Origin of the sequence: Longispora fulva, from assembly GCF_015751905.1 — a bacterium.
Taxonomy (GTDB): domain Bacteria; phylum Actinomycetota; class Actinomycetes; order Mycobacteriales; family Micromonosporaceae; genus Longispora; species Longispora fulva.
Genome location: NZ_JADOUF010000001.1, coordinates 2,112,117 through 2,132,136, shown reverse-complemented (window position 1 = coordinate 2,132,136; position 20,020 = coordinate 2,112,117). Strand labels below are relative to the sequence as shown.

Here is a 20,020-nt window from a genome sequence, read left to right as displayed (position 1 = left end):
GCACGACGGTGCCCCGCCCCGGACCGGGGCAGGGCACCGCCCGCTCACTTCAGCTTGATCTGGTTCAGCGCGGCCTGGAACTCCTCCGGGCTGAGATCCGCGCACGGCGCGGGAATGATCTCGTAGTGCCCCGGGCTGGAACCCCGGTCGGCGATCACCAGGCTGGCCGGCAGTGAGGACTGGTCGACCACCCGGGCGTCGAGCCGGTCGGGGATCTTCCCGGCCCGGTTCCACAGCGACGGCCCGCGTCCGCCGGGCCGCCCGTCAGGGTTGACGGCGGCGGCGTTCCGGACGAACCCGGTTGACTTGTCCACCTTGTACTCGCCGGGGTCGACCGTGAACGCGTCGCTGCCGTCCTTGTTGACGCCCCGGTACAGGGTCTCCGGGATCGGCCCGTCCGCCGAGGGGGTGCAGCTCGCGGCGGGCGGCCGGTTGCTCGGCGGCTGACCGGCCCCGCCCGGCTGCCGCTTCGGCATCATGTTCGGGTTCGGCCGGCCGGCGGCCGCGCCCCGGCCCGGGCCGGTCGGGGCGGCCTGGCCGCGTCCGCCGGCGTTTCCGGGGCTCGGCTCGGCGAACATGCAGGAGAACATGCTGGCCAGTGGGCCGGCGCAGCCGCCGCCGACCGGGGAGACCATGGTCTCGGCCAGGCAGGACAGCAGACTGCCGTTCAGGCCGCACGAGCCGATGCCGCCCTCAGCCGCGACGGCGCCGTCGGTGCGCCCCGAGTCGTACGCCTCGCCGCCGTCGTAGTGGCCGTAGACCCGGGTGCCGTCCAGGGTCGCGACGGTCCACACCCGCCAGGTGTGCTCGAACGACTCCCGGTACCAGTCGGACCGCTCCCACGCGCCCGTGTTCCACACCTGCAGCGTCTGGGCGAGCAGTTCCCGGTAGTTGTCGACCCGGGTCCACCGGTAGGCCGCGTCGTTGCCGGAGGTCCACTCCGACCAGGTCTTCTCCAGGTGGCTGGTGTTCTCGTAGACGATGAACGGCGGCGGGGGCGGAGGCGGCGGCGGGGTGCCGCGCGGCGGTTCGGCGACCGGCGGGGTCTGGGTCGGGGGCGGGGTGCGGGGCACGTTGACCGGGCGTGGGGTCGGCGTGCCCCACGGGCAGCCGCACCAGATCTTCGTGACCCCGTCCTCGGCGAGGGCGTAGGAGTCCTTGGACCTGATGTCGTAGTTCTTGTAGTAGGTGTACTTGGGGTCCATCCCGCTGTCGAACAGGCCGAACTGGTCGGCCAGCCAGCCGATGCCGAGCGCGCCGCCGAGCAGCAGCAGCTCCGGGGCCGCCGCCGCGAGCGCGCCCGCCCCGCCGACCGCCTCGACCGCCGCCGCCCCGCCCCCGGCGGCCTCGCCGGCCGTGGCCCCGCCGCCGAGCACCGCGGACAGCGAGAACGGCGGGATCGGCGCCTGGAACCGGCCCGTGGTGTCCACCCGGGACATCGGGTTGCCGCCGGTGTAGCCGTACCGGTCGCGGGCGTCCAGGCTGTCGCGGGACACGAAGCCGCCGGCCGCCGGGTCGTACCAGCGGGCGTCCATCTGCACCAGGCCGGAGGCCGGGTCGGTCCAGCCGCCCTGGAAGCCGAGCGCCGACTGCAGGCCGGTGCCGCCGGTCTTCAGCCCGAAGGGGTCGTAGTTGGTGCTGCCGGTCAGGACCGGGCCCTGGGTGGGCTGCCAGGCGACCACGTCGCCGTGCGCGTCGGCGAGCGGGAAGCCGACCTGGCCGCCGACCCGGCCGGCGAGTGGCTGGCCGGTACCCGGCATCCTGGCGTAGCTCTCGGCACCGGGGGCCGTGACGGGCTGGCGGTCGAGCCCGGCGTAGCCGAACGCCGCGCCGCTGCGGTCGGCGAGCCGGCCGAGCGCGTCGTAGTGGTAGGCGGTGGTGCCGTAGGACAGCAGCTGGTCGAAGGCGTCGAAGGTGAGCGTCGTGCCGCCGCTGGAGGCGAGCGTGCCGCGCGGGCTGTACGCGTAGGTCAGGTCCCGGCCGCCGGTGTGCGCGCCGGTCAGCCGGTCGCGCTGGTCGTAGGTCCAGCTGCCGACCTGGGTGCCGGCGACCTTCTCGGCGGTCCGGTTGGACGCGGCGTCCCAGATGTACTCGTGGGTGCCCCCGCCGTCGTCCGGGGTCCACCGGGTCATCCGGTCGGCCAGGTCGTACCCGTAGCTGCCGCCGCCGCCCGGGGCGCCGAAGCCGATCGTCTTGCTCGTGACGTTGCCGTTGGGGTCGTAGCCGTAGCTGGCCTGGTAGACGGCCTGGCTGGCGGGGTTGAACGCGGTCAGGCTCTTGATCCGGCCCCGGCCGTCCAGGCTCCACTGTGTCGAGGGGCCGTTGGCGACGGTGTGGCCGAGCGGGTCGCCGGTGGTGGGGGAGTAGTTCCAGGTCCGGGTCGCACCGGTGAGCGGGTCGGTGGCGGTCGCCGGCCGGCCGTCGGGCCGCCAGGTCAGGGTGGTGACGCCGACGGGGTCCTGCTGCCGGGCAGGGTTGCCGTCCGCGTCGTACTGGTAGCCGGTGCCCCCGGCCGGCCCGCTCGCCGTCAGTAGCCGGTTCCGGTCCGACCAGGTGTAGGTGAGGGTGCCGCCGGGGTGGCTGGCCGAGGTGAGCCGGCCGGCCAGGTCGTACCCGAAGGTGCGGGTGTTGTCGGGGACACCGGGGCCGTGGCCGTGTTCGGAGACGAGTCGGCCGAGCGCGTCGTAGCTGGGCTCGACGATCACCCCGCCGGGCTTGACCACCTTCGTCAGGAAGCCGCCGGCGTCGTATCCGTAGCTGAACTGCCGGTCGGCGAGGCTCGGGTAGGCGGTGGTCGCCGGCTCGGTGACCGTGGCTACCGTGCCCAGGGCCGTCCAGGCGTACAGGGTGCTGTCGCCCCGCCCGTCGGTCTGCCGGGTGACCCGGCCGAGCCGGTCGTAGCCGGTCCGCGTGACGATGCCCGTCGGCCCGATCTCGGTGGTCACCCGGCCGAGCGCGTCGAGCACCTGCCGGGTCCGGCCGCCGGTGCCCGACACGGTGACCTGCACGCCGGACGGGTCCACCGGCTCGAACCGGCTGACGTCCAGCTCCGTGCCGTCGGGGCCCCGGTGCCGGGTGAGGACCTGCCGGCCCGCCAGGTCGTACTCGTACTCGGTGATCCGCCCCGCCGGGTCCTGGATCCGGGTGACCCGGCCGGCCAGGTCCCGCCCGTAGATCGTCGCGTTGGTGACCCCGGGCAGCCAGCTCGCGGTCAGCTCACCGGCGGCGTTGTAGGCGAACGCGGACCGGGCCCCGGACGGGCTGACGGTGGAGGTCAGGTTGCCCTGGTCGTCGTAGCCGGAGGTCGTGGTGAACCGCAGCGCCGGCCCGCTGGGCTGCCGGACCACCTGGGTGGCGGCGACCTGTCGGCCGAGCGCGTCGTACTCGTACTCGGTCCGCGCGCCCGTCGGGTCCACCGTGGCGGTGAGCTGGCCGGCCCGGTCGTGCTCGGCGCGGGTCGACGGCCGACCCTGGCCGGCGTCGGGGCCGAGGGTCTCCCACACCTGGCCGTACTCGTCGTAGTGGTAGTCGGTCTGGTTGCCGCGCGGGTCGACGACCGTGGCGAGCTGCCCTTCGGCGTCATACGTCCGCCGGACGGTCGGCCGGGAGCCGTCCACGGCCGGTCCCCGGGTCAGCACGGCCCGGCCGGCGTCGTCGTAGACGGTCTCGGTCACGTTGCCGAGCTGGTCGCGCACCTCGGTGAGGTCACCGAACGCGTTGTACCCGTAGGCTGTCTCCGGCCGCGCGGTGGCCGGCTGGTCGCCGACGTCCTCCACGGTCACGGCCGGCGCGGTCTGTCGGACCAGCCGGCCGTACTCGTCGTAGCGGTTGTCGGTGGTGAACTCGTCGGGGTCGGCGTTCGGGAACCAGCCGCGCGGGTCCATCACCCGCACGGGCAGGCCGCGCTGGTCGCGGTGGTACATGGTGACCAGTGCGTGCGTCGGGTCCAGCAGCACCGTGGCGGTGTCCACGTGCCCGGTCGCGTCGGGGACGTACAGCCGGTTCTCGGTGCGGCCGCCGTCGGTCGCCGTCTCGCCGGTCAGGAACCCGCGCGCGTCGTAGACCCGGTGCACCCGGCGGTTCAACCCGGCGGGGTCCAGGACGGTGTCGACGAGCTTGCCCTCGCCGTCGAACGTGCTGGTCGACAGCCTGGTGCCGACCTTCTCGGACGTGATCCGGCCCTCGCCGTCGAACTCCCGGCGGAACAGTTCGACGTCGTGGGTCGAGCCGTCGGCCTGCCGGACCCCGAGTCGGACGGCACGGTAGTTCAGGTCGTCGTCGGTCCAGTCGTACCGGGTCCTCCGGCCGAGGGCGTCGGACTCCTCGACGAGCCGGCCGGCCGCGTCGTACTGGTACAGCGCGTCCGGGCCCAGGGTGGTGCGCTCGACCTTGAGGAGCCGGCCGGCGTGGTCGTACCAGGAGGTGGTCCAGTGCCCGGCCGGGGTGATCACCCTGACGTAGTCGGTGAGCACTGTGCCCTGGTAGCCGACGCCGTACTCGTACCGGGTCTTCCCGCCGGCCGGGTCGGTCAGCTCCAGCGGCCGGCCGGCGTTGTCGTACCGGGTGTCGGTGGTCCGGTCGCCGGCGAGCCGGCCGGCGGTCGGCGCGGGGCACTGCGCGGCTGCCGTGGTCACCACCCGGGTGACCAGCCCGTCGGCATCGTAGGTCCGGCAGATCCGGGGCTGCTGGCGGACGCCGGTCACCTCGTTGACCGTGGCCGGCGGCAGCTCCTGCACCACCCGGCCGGCCCGGTCCAGGGTGTACGCGGTGCGCAGCCCCGCCGGGTAGGCGGTGCTGGTCTCGACCTGGGCGGTCCGGCGGCCGAGCCGGTCGTACTCGTAGCCGACGGTGCGGCCGGCCGGGTCGGTGACCGACGTCAGGTCGCCGCGAGGGTCGTGCCGGTAGCTGGTGACCTGTCCGGCGGAGGTCACCTTCGTCAGGTTGTAGGTGTCGTACTCGTACGTGGTCAGCGCGCCGGCCGGGTTCTCCGGGGTCGGGTTGCCCCGCCGCTCGATCAGCCGGTCCTGGCCGTCGTAGCGGAACATCTGGTCCTGGTACGGGTTGTCCTGCCGCGGCGTGGTGTACGTGCTGGACATCAGCCAACCGCCCCCGGCCGACGGCTGGTCGTAGTATGCGGTGCTGGCGACCACGGTCCGCAGGTCGCGCGACCTGAGGCTGGTCCGCAGGTTGCCGTCGGGGTCGTAGAGGGTCTCGACCCCGTGCTGGTTCTCGTCGGTGAAGCCGGTGAACTGGCCGTTGGTGGCGTTGTAGCCCCAGCGTCGGGAGGTGGTGCCGGTCTGGGCGTACCCGCCGTGTTTCAGCTCGCGCAACCGGTTGAGCTCGTCGAACCGGTAGGTGTCCGGCGTCGCGCCGTTGTCCGCGCTGGCCACCTGCACGGTGACCCCGCCGAACGGGTTGTAGGTGTTCATGTATCCGTCGAGCTGCCCGGCCCGGGGCCGCCACACGTCGAGGAACACGGTCTTGTTGTCCGGGGTGTCCACCCGCAGGAAGGCCCGCTCGGCCCGGCCGTCGAGGGTCTGCTCCCGGAAGGCGAACGTCTCCAGCGGACGCGCCATCGTGCGGCCGGCGGCGCTCTTGCGCCACCAGGGCGACGTGGCGGTGTAGTTCGGTTCGTACTGGGTGCAGGTGTTCAACGGGTCGCAGACCTTGACGAGCTCACCGCACTTATAGGTGTACGCCCACCGGACGGTCTGCCCGCCGTCCTCGGCCGGGCCGAGGTCGATGGAGGACACCATGGGCGGCCAGGTGGTGGCGCAGCCCGCGCCCCCGGCGTGGCTCCAGCCGACGTCGATGGACCGTCCCGAGGGCCGCTGGGTCACCCGGTCGACGAGCCCGGTGCCGTCGCGGCGGAACTCCAGCCGGCCGACGCCGGTCGCGGCCACTGACTCCAGCTCGCCCGTCTGCAGGAACGTCAGCACTTCGCCGCCGGAGCCGGTGACGACGATCCGGTCCCCGGCCGTCTTCAGCCGGTTCGTGGAGCCGGTCTCGGCCCGGGTCACCCAGCCGTCGGCCTGCCGGGCGAAGATCTCCTGCCGACCGTCGGGGTAGGTCACCGTCAGCTGGGAGAAGTCCTGGCTGTACCGGGCGCTGGCGTCGAACATCGACAGCCAGCCGTTGCCGAACGCGCCGGTGGTGTACCGGGCCGCCGTCGAGTACGTCCGCTGCACCTGCAACGGCAGGCCGACGCCCTGGACGCTGGCGTCGGTCTCCGGGTGGATCCACATCCCGTACGGCAGGATCACCCCGGCGATGTTCGTCAGCCCCAACCCGGCGCCGACGGTCCGCCAGGTCTCCGCCGCCGGCACCACAGTGGTGACCTGGTTCGGGGCCGGCCAGCCGCTCGGCGGGGTGGTCAGCTCGCCGTCGTTGACCCTGGCCGACCAGTAGAACAGGTCGTTCCACGCCAGGGTGCCGGCCGGCACCCGCCAACCGGACAGGCCGACCCACGGGGACTCGACGCAGCCACTGGTCAGCGCCTGGTCGTGGCACAGCCGGAACTGGTAGGTGAGCTGGCCCGGCCAGCCGTCCGGGTCGGCGCCGTCCACCGACAGCCGGGGCGTGAGCGTGGTGACCGTGCCGTACGCCGGCGGGCTCTGCAGGCTCAGGTTCGGCGCCTGGTTGCGGATCGTGTACTGCACCGTGAACGCGCACACCCCGTTGCCGGAGAACCAGCCGAGCCCGTCGACCCAGACGTCCCAGCCGATCCGCCACACGCCCGGGGCGAGCGGGGCGATGGCCGCGTTCATCGTGGCGGTGGCCCCGGTGGGCACGGCACCGGGCAGCGCGGTCTTCGGGTAGTCGCCGGCCACCGGGTTCCCGTTCGCGTCGAACAGGTGGTAGCCGAGGTAGGTCCGCCCGGCCGGCCAGGTCGCCGAGCCCCGGTTGGTCAGGCTGAGCCGGGCGGAGCCGGTGGCGTTCGCGGTCGGGGTGACAAGGACCGCCCCGTCGGCGTACTGGGCGAACCACTGCTCGGAGCCGTTCGGCGCGCACGGGTCCACGGCGGCAGCCGTGCCCTCCGCCGCCTTGCCGAACCGCCGCGCGGGGACACCGCCCTGCTCGGCCGGCCGGTCGACGGCCTCGACCCGGACCGGGTTCTCCCGGGCGGAGATCCGCTCCCGGACGGCCTGGCTCTCCGCCGTGAACCGGTCCAGGCGCTCGCGTTCGGGGGAGCCGGCCGGCGGGAGGACCGGGGCCGGAGCCGGGTCCACAGTGGGCGCGGTTGCCGGATGACCGCCGCTGTCGCGGGTGTTCGTCGGCGCCGCGTCCCGGCCGGCGACCGCGGGCGGGGCCGCCTGGACGGCCAGGGGTGGCGGTGCGGGGAGCAACGCCAGAACCGAGATCAGACCCAACCCCGCCAACAGGATCCTGCGACGCACGACCGCCCCCTATTTGATCTTGGGAACCGATTGGAACCGGCCAAGTTGATCAACGGAGAAGTGTCGGGTGTGGAACGGATGAACAATGGTCGTCCGGGTCGAGCGCACCGGGCGCGGTGAAAAGCTGGAGCCACCGGCACTACCGGGCCCGTATCCTGCTACCCGGCCACCGGTGGACACGCTGGAAACAGCAGGCCACCACGGCCAACCGCTGATGAGTCGCAAGGAGGAGGTGCTGGATGAGTGAGGCGTTCTACTCGCACGCGAGGCTGTACGACCTGATGTTCCCGGGCGGTGGGCCCGCGGTCGACTTCTACCGGGCCGACGCCCGTCGGCAGGGCGGGCGCGTACTGGAACTGGGGTGCGGCACCGGGCACAAGCTGATCCCCATCGCGTCCGACGGGCATCCGTGCGTCGGCGTGGACTACTCGTCGGACATGCTGGCCGAGGCGCAGCGTAAGGCGGACGCGCGCGGCGTGGCGGTGGAATGGATCCAGGGCGACATGCGGGCCTTCGATCTGGGCCGCACATTCGACTTCGTGTTCATCACAGCCAATTCCCTCCTGCATCTGCACGAGGCTGAGGATCTGGTGAGCTGCTTCCGGTCGGTTCGAAGACACCTGGCACCGGGAGCACGGTTCGTCTTCGATGTGTTCAACCCGAGCGTGCGCCTTCTCGCCGAAGCCGATGGCGTGCGGCGGACCCGGGAATCGTTGTCGTTCACGGATCCCGACCGTGGCGAGGTCAGTGTCGATGTCGCTGAGATCTACGACGCGCCCGCGCAGGTCACACGCGGGACGTGGCACCTGTCGACTGACTCCGAGCCCGACTTCGTAGTCGCACCGCTGGACATCAGGAGCATCTTCCCGCAGGAGCTGCCGCTACTCCTTACTCTCGGCGGCCTTCGGCTCGTCGAGCGCTTCGGCGACTGGTCCGGTCGACCCTTCGCCGGGGACGCGCCGCTTCAACTCTGCGTCTGCGAGTCCGCCTGAGTGGCGGATTCTCACGCGCCCGGCGAGACACTGGCGATCCTCACGTCATGGACGATGACGGTACGGCCTCGTCCCAGGCGTGCTCGGAGCCCTGGCGGTGGTGGCCGGTGTGCCCGGCGCGCAGCACGGTGAGCAGGGGTGCGAGGTGTTCGGTGTCCGGAGGCAGGCCAAGGTGGGTGAGCAGGTCGAGTCCGGCCGCGGGCTCGAGGTCGCCGAAGTAGTCGTGGTAGCTGTGCAACACTCCCCGAAACAGCGCGTGGCGCAACTCGGGGACCTCCGCGAGCGCGGTGTAGACCGGATGTTTGAGTCTCCAGGGCACCGGTCCGGACCGGATGAGCACCCGCTGGGCGCGCCGACGCCACCCGCCGGAGGCGAAGTCACCGATCCTGCCCCGCTCCTCGGCGTCGCGCACGTCGCCGGCCAGCACCGCCTCGAACGCGGTCTCCACCGTTGTCCGATCCTCGAACCAGTCCACCCACAGCGAGTACTCGACGACATCGGCGGGCTCGGGCGCCTCAAGCCGGTATCGGTAGGCCTGCCACACCGTGCCCCAGAGTTCGGGCTTGTCCAGGAAGTTGAGCCGGATGTACATGGCCTCGGCGTAGTCGTCGAGGAGGTCAAGCAGCCCCAGCGACAACCTGAGTGAGTCGAGGTCGTCGAGGACCGCGAGGTGATCGGGCTGTTCCGGCGGGTCGTGCGCGAGTTCGGTGGCCGTCCAGACGCGCCCGACGGTGACGCCGGTGGCAGCGTCGGTCCCGAGGCCATGCCACAGGCCGTCGTCGCCCTGGACGACGCCGCACGCGGCCAGCCATTGTCTGGCCAGCCGCGCACCGTTCGCGGGGTGCCACTCGGTCGCACTCACCCAGGCAGTGTGCCGCACGAGGCCCGCGGTTCGCAGGCCCGGAGGTCCGTCGAGATCACCCGGGCCCCGATCCACGATCAGGTCGGCGGTGCGAGGTCGCCTAGCAGAACCAGCCGTTCTGGACCCAGCCGTCCTGGTGCACGTTGCCGTAGGCGTGGCCGTAGACCCACTGCCGGCTGGGGGAGTAATGGTCGACGGCGAAGTTGTCGCCGTAGTACAGCGTGCCGATGATGACGCCGGCGGCGGTCGCGCGGACGTAGAGGCTCTGGGCGCACACCTGGCGGGTCGTCAGAGTGGTGGGGGTCGAGGCCGAGGCGGGGGCCGCGCCGACGGAGGTGAGTAGCGCGGCGGTGATCAGGCCGAGCGCGGCGAGTCTGCTTGTCATCTCGGGCCATTCCTGTCAGTCGAAGGCGAAGCAGCTGGTCAGCATGAAACCCCAGGTGCCGTGGTTGTGCCACAGCACGTCCGCGGACCTGCCGTCGGAGGTGATGTAGCGGACGCCGATCCAGGTACCGGCCGGCAGGTCGGTGATCTTGTCGAGGTGCCGGCCGTTGTAGTAGTTGCCGTACAGGCCGGTGGACTGGCAGGTGGTGTGGGCGCTGAGCATCGGCACCCAGGGGCTGTTCACGGTGCCGTTGCCGGAGGTGATGGTCGCGGGTGCGGCCGTCGCGGGTGCGGCGACCGTCAGGGTCAGCCCGGCGGTGGCCAGGGCGAGCACCCCTCCGAGGAGTCGGCGGACGTTGGTCGTGCGCTGCTGCGCTGGCATGAGCAGCACCTTCCTGGGGCGGGGGAGGCTGAAATCTGCCAACGTGAGTATGAAGAAGTCCATGTTGGACACTCAAGTGCCCCTATGCAGGGAATTTCCAGTATGTAGGGGTGGTTGGACGGCGTCGGGCTGATGATCTCAGTACAAAACCGGGAAAACCCCTCGGATCCGGCGAGGCTCTCGTACCATCAGGAAAGGTTGGCCTGCGTCCGGAGGTTCCGATGGTGCCAGCTCCCGAGGAACACCCGGGCCGCGCGCTGACCGCGGCGTTCCGGCGCACCGTGCCCACCGTGGACCTGCTCGGTGCCCGCGACCATGTGGACGCCGCCGCGCTCGGCGCGGAGCTCCGACTGTCCGCCACCCACTTCTACCAGGGCCTCGTCGGGCTGCGAAGCCACCTCGACCTGGTGATCGACGCCCTGCCGGACCTGCTGCTCGCCCCGAACCTCGTGGGCACGATCGCGCAACCCGACGGGTCACCCGGCCGCCGGCTGCACGTGGAGGTGCGGCTGCCTGACGCCCGGCGGGGACCGGACCCGCAGGGCCTGACCGGCCCGGACGGCGGGTTCACGCTCCGGCTGCCGCGCGGCACCGGCCTGTCCGCCGGGGACCACCTGACGCTCACGGTCCGGGGCGCCAACGGCGAGGAGTCCCTGACGGTCCCCGCCCGCCGGGCCGGGACGACAGGGCTGGTGGGGGAGTTCACGCTGCCCCGGCACCTCGTGGCGCTTCCCGAGAGCGTCATCGCCGGGCTGATCGACGCGCTACCCGACCTCGACAGTTCGGCCCAGCCCGCCGCCGAACCGGTGGTCAACCGGCCCGTGCTGCGCCTCGGGGAGGACACCGACGGCGTGTGCGGGCAGGTCTTCGGCCAGGGCGCGTCCGAGCAGCGGTTCCCCTACTCCGTGTTCTTCCGGCTCGTCGAACCGAGGACCAGCGTCATGGCGAAGGCCATGCGGTTCACCTTCCGGGACGGCAAGTCGTACGGGACGGTGCCGGCGTTCACGGAACTGGCGGACGGGTTCGCCTCCCGGTACGTGCAGCGGGTCGCCATCGGCCAGCCGATCAGCGTCGACGGGTTCCGCGACGGACTGACCGGGATCGGCCCCGACGGCCGGGTGCTCCCGAACGAACTGGTCCCGATGGCCGGCACTCTCGGCCTCGGGTACGTGGTGCGGATGGCCCAGCGATGGACCCCGGTCGGCCTGACGCTGGGTGACCTGACGTACTCCCTGCCGCTGGCGCCGGGGGAGCAGCAACGGCTGGCCATCTTCGAGCGGCGCGACACCTCGGCGGTCCGCGACGTCGAGACCCTCGACATCGTGGAGGCCCAGTCCTTCCAACAGGAGCAGGACACCTCCGCGGAGGCCACGTTCGCGCAGGCGTTCCGGGAGCGGGCCAACGGCGGCAGCCGGTATGAGACCGCCGCCGAGTCGGAGTCCTGGGGCACGAACTTCCTGATCGCCAGCGGGGGCGGCGGCTCCTCGCACGCGTCGGGCAGCACCTCCAGCTGGATGGCCGGGCAGCGCGACGTGACGTCCCGGGCCGCCGAGGACACCCACGCAGCGGTCGAGCGCCAGGCGGCGGCCCGCCGCTCCGCCCAGCGCACCAGTGTGCGGCTGGCGTCGGCGTCGGAGTCCGAGGACGTCACCACGAAGGTGATCACCAACCACAATCACACCCGCGCGCTGACCGTGCAGTACTGGGAGGTGCACCGGCTCTTCGACGTCACCACCGCCATCCAGGGCGCGACCCTCGTGTGTCTCGTCCCGCTGCAGGTCATCCGGTTCCTGCCCGTGGGCGAGGCGCTCACGCTCGACTCCGTCGGACCGGTCACCCAGCGCCGGCAGGTCCTGCACCGCTACGGGCAGCTGCTGCGCCACGCCGACCTGCTCGCCCGGTTCCTGCCCCGGACGCACCACCACGGGCTGGCGCTGTTGCGGGAGTTCGCCGCCGACCCCCGCGCCGACGTGCAGGACCCGTCCACCAGCCAGGCCGAGGACGTCGTCACGGTGAGCGTCGAGGGCACGTTCGTACCCGTTGACGAGATCCACGTGGCGGCGGTGACCCGGCACGGCACCCGCATCGGCCCGGTCCGCATGACCGGCACGGTCCCCGCGCTCCCCGGCGGCCTGACCGAACCGCAGGAGGCGTTCTCGCACGAGGGCGAACTCTTCGGGTACCTCCGCGACCAGCGCAACCGCCCCGCCAGCGCCGGCACGACGCTCACCGCCCGCCTCGCCCTGCCGCCGGCGCTCGCCCGCACCGACGTCGTCGGCTTCGAGGTGACCCGCCGGATCGCCGACCTCGACTACGACTTCGTCGCCCCCGAACTGCGCGCCGCAGCCCGGGTGAGCAACCTGCAGCCGTTCGACCCGGCGCGGATCACCATCGGGAACCTCACGATCGACCCGGCGCCCGACCGGCACGTGCGGATCCGGGCGCCCCGCCTGGAACACGAACTCGGCGGGCCCTACGTCTGGAACTTCACGGCGACGATCCCCGGGCCGGCGGCCGGCACCGAATCCTTCGTCTCCGACCACATCGACGCCGGGGCCAGGGTGCAGCTGCCCCCGGGCGCGCTGCCGATCGCCGCCGTGCAACTCGCGCCGATCCTGCGCTTCCACGACCTGCTGCGCATCGAGCGGACCCTGCACCACGTCGTCGCCAACGCGCTGCGCTACTCGCGGTTCGTGTGGTCCTCGCTGAGCAACGAGGAGCGGGCGATCCTGCTGGAGGGATTCACGATCGGCGTGCCCGACGGCGGCATCACCGACGACACCCAGGACGTGCCCCTGCTCAACTGCGTGACGAACGAGGTCCTCGGGTTCTTCGGCAACTCGATGATCCTGCCGTTCATCATCCCGCAGATCGTGGCCCAGACCCACGACGTGACCAACGCGGCCGTCGAGGACGCGCTGACCGCCTTCCACCGCGTCGGCTTCGACCCGCCCCGCAACCGCATCGCCCTGCCCACCCGCGGTGTGCTCGGCGAGGCCGTGCTCGGACACTGCGCCTCCGCTGAGAAGATCGACCTGACCCGGTTCTGGAACTGGGCCGATGCGCCCGCCGACAACGCGCCCGGCATCAGCGACGTGACCCTCCCGACGGGACAGCCGTCCCTGACCGCCGGCCTGACGGCACCCAACGCGCTCACCGGTGTCGCGCCGCTCATCACGAACTTCAACAACGCTCCACCCATCCCCGTCGACACGAAACTGCTCGGCTCACTGATCACCGCCGGCGCGAGCCAGAAGGACTTCACCGGCCTGACCAACGCCGCCGAACTCGCCGGCCTGGTCAAGACCACCCAGACCACGGCGGAGTCCGCGCGCGCCGACGCGCTCAAGCGGGCCACCGAGCTGCAGTCGCAGGCGATGACCCAGATCGGGAACCTGTTCGGGGCGAAGGGCGGCGAGGCGTACGCGGCCAACTACCGCCCGGCCGGCGCCACGGGAGCAACGACGCCCGGCTCCACCTCCAAGACAACCGCCAAGCCCGCCGCGGACAAGCCACCACCGAAGCCGACCCCCGCGCCGAAACCGGCCCCGGGCCCCGGCGGCACTCCCGCGACCCCGCCGCCCGCGACACCCCCGACACCGACCGGTGAGGGGCCCGGCCCCGGCGGCGAACCCGTCCCGGCGTGAGGGGGAACCGATGACCAGTCCGGGCTCCAGCAGTTTCGAGGACCGCGCCCTCGACGCGCTACTCGACGTCCTGCGCTACGGCGGCTCGCCGGCCGTCGGCGAGGCCCAGGCGATCATGCTGCGCAGGCTGGCGTTGCAGGGCGACGTCGTCGCCTCACGCCTCCCGGCCCCGCGCAACATCACCGAGGTCGGCGGATACCTCAACCTCCTCGACACGCTCCACCAGCCCGACCTGCGCGCCGAGGCCCTCGCCAGCGTCCTGGGCATCGCCGGCCCGCCCACTCCGGTCGGGTGGACGGCGACGGCCCCGGCGCTCAGTACCGTCAGCATCGCCAACGACCGCCCGCCCGGCGCGGCGGGGCTCAGCGCCCCGCTGTCCATCGGGGTGCGCGGCGACTTCGCGCCGGCCCTCGGCGCGGCACTCGACCAGATCCGCGCCCGGGGCAGCGCCCTGCCGCTGTCCAGCCCGCCCGCCGTCCTCCCGCCGGGCAACCAGCCGTCCGGGGACGTGGACCTCCTCGCCGTACTCGGCCGGGTCCTCAACCTCGTGTCCACCGCAGCGTTCACCGACCCGATCACCGACCCCATCGTCCTGGCCCGGCTCGCGACGGCCCCGCCCGGCGGCTACCAGGTGACCACCCACGTCACCCCCAGAGCCCCCGGCTACGACCAGGTCCCGCCCCAGGACTGGCGCGCCCTGACCGTCGACCGGGCCACCGGTGGCCTCACCGAGTTCCCGCTCGTCGGGTTCCGGCTGCTGCCGGTCGGGCCGCTGCTCGCCGACACCGGCTTCGCCCCGCCCGACCGGCTCGCAGCCCCCGCCGGCCCCGACGACCGCGCGTGGGCCCGCCTGGTCAACGTCGCCGGCCTCGTGCCGGGCGTCACCCGGCTCGGCGACGAACTCGCGCTGCTCTACCCGCCCCAGGAGATCGCCGCGTCGGCGCTGGCCCCAAAGCTGTCGTGGGTCTGGAACGGCGTCACGTTCGCCCCGCCCCCGGCCGCCTGAAGGAGCCACGATGCAGCCAACGGTCACGTCCGTCGAACCGGCCGGCGGGTACCCCGGCGACATCGTCGTCCTGCGGGGCACCGGCCTGACCGGGGCCACGGCCGTCATGTTCGGCACCGCGCCCGCGCCCAACGTGTTCGTCGACGACGACTCCCAGATCACGCTCACCGTGCCGCCCGGGGACGGGACGGCCGGCGTCACCGTGACCACCCCGGACGGCACCAGCGACCCGATGACCTTCGCCTACGGGATGGAGGGCGGCGCGGTGGAACAACCCGACGCCGTCTTCGCGGCAGCGGGGTCGCGCGGCCGGCTGCCGACCGAGCACGTCATCCTCGTCGGCGGGCCGTCCAACTGGTACAACGGGTTCGGCAAGGAGATCGAGGACCCGCCCGGCAGCGAGGTGGAGTTCGAACTCAACCCCCCGCCGGTCACGGTCGACCAGGTGAACGAGTACATCAACGCCAACCTCGGCAACGTCACGCACGACAAGTACTGGGGCAGCTTCCTCGAGCCCGTTCCCCGCCTCTTCGAACGCGGCCTCGCCACCCCGCGACCCGGCGACATCGTGACCATCATCGTGTTCTACCCGCCGTTCGGCATGCGCAACGACACCGACTGGGAGGCGTCCCCGTACAACCCGAAGTGGCGGGGTTCACCCTGGGTGCTCGGCCGCAGCCCCTACGACCCCCGGGTCCGTGCCAGCCAACAGGGCGCGATTCCGACGAAGACCGAACCGACGCCCAAGAGGACCCGCCCGCGCCCCAGCATGAACACCGACGACGTGGACGAGGACCGCATCGACCACGAGATCCTCATGCGCTGCACCAGCCAGGACCGTCGCCCCGGCCAGACCTACGAGATGCGCCCGACCCGGCTGGAGGAGAACCTCGACCACATCTACGAACTGCCCAGGAGGCTCCTCAAAGGCCCCACGTTCAGCGGCGCCTCGCGCCTGCCCGGCGTGCTCGTCAAACTCCTGATGATCACCGACGCCAGCGAGGCCGTGGACTACATCTCCCACGGCCTGCTCGCCGGACAGAAGTGGGTGCACGCCCTCGACGCGGGCGGCAGCGAGGAGGACCAGCCTGACCTGGAGGGCCCCGGCGGCGGCGACTACACCCGCACCTGGTTCGTGGCCTTCGGCGTCCCGCCGAACAGCGCCGCCGCCCGGTACTGGGACGACGCCGCCATCGACCGCTCGAAGGTGAAGATCTCCCGGTTCGACTACTTCGGCCACTCCAGCTCCGACGCGTTCTTCCTCCAGTACGGCTGGAAGAACGTGAAAGGCGACCCGACCGGCGTCAGAGGGGAGGCCATCATCACCAAAGACCGGCTCGACGAACGGCTGGCCGACGCGCGGGCGTTCGCGCCCGGGGCCGTGGCGCACCTGTGGGGCTGCTACCTCGCCGACGACATGGCCCCGGTCCTGCGCAAATACGTCTCCAAGGTGATCGCCGCTGAGGGCCGCACCGATTACGAGGGACTGGTCGGCAACCCGGCGGCGCTGCCGGTACCGGCGGACCAGGGCTCGTGGACGGTCCTCGCGGCCGCCGACCCGGACCCGGCCGTACCCGTCTGACCGAGGTCTCCGACGGATTCCACACCAGTCTCGCCCAGGCCCCCAGGGGAGGTTAATTGGGGCGACAACCGTCGCACGGCCCGGAGAGAATCGCCCCGTGATGCTCTCCGCACTGCTCAGCCGTGTTCGCCCGCCGTCGCCCCTCGCCGGCCGCCTCTCCCTGCAGTCGCTGCTCTTCGCGCTCGGCGAGGGCACGTTCATGACAGGGTCGGCGGTGTTCTTCACCAAGATCGTCGGGCTGTCCGCCGCGCAGGTCGGTCTCGGCCTGACGTTCGCCGGTATCGCGGCGTTCCTGGCCGCCGTGCCGATGGGCAAGCTGGTCGACCGGTTCGGGCCGAAGAAGATGTGGGCGGTGAGTGCCGGCGGGCAGGCAGCGATGTTCGCACTGTGGCCCTTCATCACCGACTTCAAGGGCTACGTCGCCATGGCCGTGTGCATGGAGGTGATCGGCGCGCTCGGCGGCGCCGCGCACGGGGCATACACCATCGACGTGCTGCCAGCGCACGAGCGGGTGAAGTCACGCGCCTACATGTACTCCGCGCTCAACCTTGGCTTCACCCTCGGGTCCGTGATGGGTGGCATCGCGCTCGCGTTCCACTCCAACGACGTGCTGCACGTGCTGCCCTGGTTCACCGCCGCAGTCTTCCTGGTCAACGCGGCCGCGGTCACCCGGCTGCCACCGGCGTCGCACGACGAGCGCACACCGGAGGAGCGCCGGGTGCGCGTCCCCGGGCCGGGTCCGCTGCGCAACCCCGGCTGGCTGCTCACCACGTTCTTCATCGGCGTCGGTTGGACGAACCAGGTCCTGCTCAACCTGGTCATCCCGCTCTGGCTGGTGCAGCAGACGGACGCACCGCGCGTGCTGCTGGCGTTCCTGTTCGCGACCAACACGGTGATGTGCATCGTCCTGCCGATGGCCGCCTCCAAGGGCGTGAAGGACGTGCCGACCGCGCTCCGGGCGATCCGGATCTCTTCGGCCTTCTTCGTGATCTCCTGCCTGATCACGCTCGCGACCCACGAGACCGTCGGCTGGGTGACGATCGCGCTGGTCTGGCTGGGCCACGTCACCGTGACCGGCGCCGAGCTCTACCTCTCGGCGGCGAGCTGGTCCTTCGAGGCCGAACTGATGGATCCGCGTCAGCGCGGCGCCTACCAGGGCTCGGCGGAGCTCACCATGACCCTCGGCAAGGTCTGGGCGCCGGCGGTGTACACGTTCCTCGCGCTGAGCTGGGGCGTTGCCGGCTGGCTGGTGATCGCCGGCATCATCGTGCTGGCCACCATCTGCATCCACCCGTCGACGCGGCTGGCCCGACGATTCCTCGAGCGGCACGTCCCCGCAGACGTACTGGCCGACGCCCGCGCGTTCAACAGCGATGCCGAAACAGAGGTCGATGCGCCGACACTCCACCAAGAGGATGCTCTCGCTGGCGTAGCGAAGCAGTCCGACATGCGAGCCTGAATTGATCGCGGCAGCTCACCTGGCACCCGCGAAGGTCGGACAGGAAGAATCCCGGCCAGCCCCAGCGACCTGACACCGACAGCTTGTCACCCGACCCTTCGCATGGTCAGCTCTCGTCATGGCGACTGACGAACCTGAGCACATGACGCTCATCCAACGCCGGCTCGCCGGTGACGTCATCAACAACACCGTCGGAATCAATATCATCGGAGGCCCGTTCGACGGTCGCACCCGCATCGTCGACCTCGGAGAACACGGAACTCCACCGGCACGCCTACGCGCACGCCGTGGCCTTCCAGACCCACCCGCAGACCGGACTGGCTGGCATACCTACGAGGCGGTACTCGCCACAGACACCCCAGCCGGCTGGATCTACAAATACGTCGGCACGAACCCACCCGCCCAGACCACTTGACCAAACCATAGGGGCACCCCCCAGATCCGGGCTGGAGGCCAGGAGCCCCGAACCCGGGGCCGCTCTAATGACGGTGGGGCAACCGGCCGCATGCCTGTACTGGCCGACTAGGGATCGTGGACCACCACCACCGACCCGGATCCGGCGATCACCGTCCGACAGCTCTGACGTGGCGCTGAGTCCGGTCAGTTCGACGGCGGCTGCCGAGTTGTCGGCTGACCTGGGGTGCGCGGTGAGCGACAGCAGCGAAACTCCGCCCGCACCCGGCCTAGCACCCCGACGCCGGCGCCGGATCGACGTCGGCAGGCAACCGACTGCCGCCGAATCAGTGAACCGGGCGGTAGGTCGCGATGATGACCCCGCTGCTGGTCGGCTGCGCGCTCACCAACCGCAGCTTCTTCAGCGCCGCGTCGTCGGAGAACAGCTTCTTGCGGCCCTCGCCGGCGATCACCGGGTGGATCAGCAGCACCAGCTCGTCCAGCAGGTCCAGTTCCAGCAGCGAGCGCACCAGCGTCGGGCTGCCCGCGACGGTGATGTTCTTGCCCTCGCCGGCCTTGAGTTCGTTGACGGCGGTGACCAGATCAGTCTTGATCAGGGTGCTGTTCTCCCAGTCCTCGACGCTGTCCAGCGTCGAGGAGAAGACGTACTTGGGCGAATCGTTGATCCACGTGGCGAAGCCGGCGTCGTCACCGCTCGTCACCGTGGGCCAGTAGGCGGCCCACTCGGTGAACGTCACCCTGCCCATCAGGATCGTGTCGGCCGTTTCCAGGGTGTCGTTGAGCGCGGCGCCCATCTCCTCGTCGAACGCGAACTGCCACTCGTTGGGTGCCTGGGCGACACCGTCGACCGAGACGAACAGACCCGAAACAACCTTGCGCATGACTACCTCCATGATCGGTCCGGGGTCCTCGCGTACCGGTCGGAACGACGCTCCGCCGGTGCGCGCCGACCCCATCGGCTACGTCATGAACACTAGACATGCGCCCAGGTCAGGTCTTGTACAGAAGCGACAGCGGATGCGAGGCGTGCGGCGTACTCAGTTGGGTGGCGGTCCGCCCGATGTACCGCTTCAGGGACCGCGCCAGGTGCGGCTGGTCGAAGTACCCGAGGCGGTGCACGACGTCCTGGGCGGACACCCCCTCCTGGACCAGCACGGCCGCCTGGCGGGCGCGGTGGATCTGCCGGATGGCGCCCTGGGTCAGACCGGTCGCGGCGACGAAGCGCCGCTGCAGGGTGCGATCGGAGACATCGGGGCAGGCGCCGGCGAGCACGGCGGGCACGACCGGATCGAGGTCCACGATGCCCCCGCGCACCATCCGCCGCACGAAGCCCTCGGCGTTGTCGTAGTCGGGAACATGCCAGGCGGACCCCTTCAGCCACACCGAACGCCGTGTCACGTCGGGGATGGCCGCGGCGCCGCCCACCAGCGGGCTGAGCGGGATGTGCGGCATCGACGTACCCAGTGCGAAGCTGATCCCGAAGAACTCGGCGTCGGCGGGGACCGGGGCCATGCTCGCCGTGCCCTCTGGTCCCAGCACGGCCGCCTGTACCCGACCGTGCTGCTCCCAGAACACCAGCTCCCAGTGCGACGTGGCGACCGACGTCATCTGGCTCGCATGTCCGCTGCGGCTACGCCACACCCGCTCGATGTGCGGCAGCTCCGACGGTCGGCTCTCGATCACCAGGCCCAACCCGGCCCCCTTCCGAGCACGCGAGCCGCCTCGCGACATCCAGTCTGGCACCCGGCTGGACCACACTCCCGGCCGCGGCGCCGCACATCCCGCCCGGGTGCGAAATCCGCGACCGGCGCCGTCAGAACGCAGGAGCGGGGTGCCACGCACCGCCGGCGCGGCGAGGACCCCAGGTGTTCCGCCCTATGCACCAGGCGCATGGT

The 20,020-nt window shown here is 71.6% G+C and carries 13 protein-coding genes; 6 read left to right on the top strand and 7 right to left on the bottom strand.

From position 1 onward, the window contains the following. Window positions 1-44: 44 nt before the first annotated feature. On the bottom strand, window positions 45-7,397 hold the full coding sequence (locus IW245_RS09435; protein ID WP_197002792.1) for an RHS repeat-associated core domain-containing protein: 7,353 nt from the start codon (window positions 7,395-7,397) through the stop codon (window positions 45-47). Between the two features lie 239 nt (window positions 7,398-7,636). On the opposite strand from IW245_RS09435, the gene IW245_RS09430 reads away from it, so the two are divergent. Continuing rightward, entirely contained in the window at window positions 7,637-8,389 is a 753-nt protein-coding gene (locus IW245_RS09430) for a class I SAM-dependent methyltransferase (protein WP_197002791.1), read from the top strand. A 40-nt stretch (window positions 8,390-8,429) separates the two neighbouring features. Here IW245_RS09430 and IW245_RS09425 read toward each other — a convergent pair whose 3' ends face one another. The 3 genes from IW245_RS09425 to IW245_RS09415 form a co-directional block, all read right to left on the bottom strand. Beyond that, window positions 8,430-9,251: a hypothetical protein gene (locus tag IW245_RS09425; RefSeq protein WP_197002790.1), complete on the bottom strand. Its 822-nt coding sequence runs from the start codon at window positions 9,249-9,251 to the stop codon at window positions 8,430-8,432. Window positions 9,252-9,351: 100 nt separating this feature from the next. After that, the gene (locus IW245_RS09420; RefSeq protein ID WP_197002789.1) at window positions 9,352-9,636 is read right to left on the bottom strand and encodes a hypothetical protein; all 285 of its coding nucleotides are present in this window, start codon (window positions 9,634-9,636) and stop codon (window positions 9,352-9,354) included. Window positions 9,637-9,651: 15 nt separating this feature from the next. Further along, window positions 9,652-10,017 (bottom strand): hypothetical protein, encoded by a 366-nt coding sequence (locus IW245_RS09415; protein ID WP_197002788.1) that lies wholly within the window; start codon window positions 10,015-10,017, stop codon window positions 9,652-9,654. 221 nt (window positions 10,018-10,238) lie between these two features. Between IW245_RS09415 and IW245_RS09410 the strand changes: the two genes are divergently transcribed. The 4 genes from IW245_RS09410 (at window position 10,239) to IW245_RS09395 (ending at window position 17,711) form a co-directional block, all read left to right on the top strand. Further along, the gene (locus IW245_RS09410) at window positions 10,239-13,664 is read left to right on the top strand and encodes a hypothetical protein (RefSeq protein ID WP_197002787.1); all 3,426 of its coding nucleotides are present in this window, start codon (window positions 10,239-10,241) and stop codon (window positions 13,662-13,664) included. A gap of 10 nt (window positions 13,665-13,674) precedes the next feature. Next, window positions 13,675-14,670, top strand: a complete 996-nt coding sequence (locus IW245_RS09405) for a hypothetical protein (RefSeq protein ID WP_197002786.1) — start codon at window positions 13,675-13,677, stop codon at window positions 14,668-14,670. Between the two features lie 10 nt (window positions 14,671-14,680). Continuing rightward, entirely contained in the window at window positions 14,681-16,252 is a 1,572-nt protein-coding gene (locus IW245_RS09400; RefSeq protein ID WP_197002785.1) for an IPT/TIG domain-containing protein, read from the top strand. Between the two features lie 100 nt (window positions 16,253-16,352). Further along, window positions 16,353-17,711, top strand: a complete 1,359-nt coding sequence (locus IW245_RS09395) for an MFS transporter (RefSeq protein WP_231399500.1) — start codon at window positions 16,353-16,355, stop codon at window positions 17,709-17,711. 106 nt (window positions 17,712-17,817) lie between these two features. On the opposite strand, the gene IW245_RS09390 is transcribed toward IW245_RS09395, so the two are convergent. After that, window positions 17,818-17,967, bottom strand: coding sequence for a hypothetical protein (locus IW245_RS09390; RefSeq protein ID WP_197002783.1), 150 nt, complete (start codon window positions 17,965-17,967; stop codon window positions 17,818-17,820). Between IW245_RS09390 and IW245_RS42850 the strand changes: the two genes are divergently transcribed. Next, window positions 17,908-18,126: a DUF8847 domain-containing protein gene (locus IW245_RS42850; protein ID WP_504739615.1), complete on the top strand. Its 219-nt coding sequence runs from the start codon at window positions 17,908-17,910 to the stop codon at window positions 18,124-18,126. The two genes, IW245_RS09390 and IW245_RS42850, sit on opposite strands and share 60 nt — an antisense overlap. A gap of 325 nt (window positions 18,127-18,451) precedes the next feature. Here IW245_RS42850 and IW245_RS09385 read toward each other — a convergent pair whose 3' ends face one another. Continuing rightward, window positions 18,452-19,006, bottom strand: coding sequence for a dihydrofolate reductase family protein (locus IW245_RS09385; protein ID WP_197002782.1), 555 nt, complete (start codon window positions 19,004-19,006; stop codon window positions 18,452-18,454). Between the two features lie 109 nt (window positions 19,007-19,115). Next, on the bottom strand, window positions 19,116-19,808 hold the full coding sequence (locus IW245_RS09380; RefSeq protein WP_307788873.1) for a helix-turn-helix transcriptional regulator: 693 nt from the start codon (window positions 19,806-19,808) through the stop codon (window positions 19,116-19,118). Window positions 19,809-20,020 lie beyond the last annotated feature (212 nt).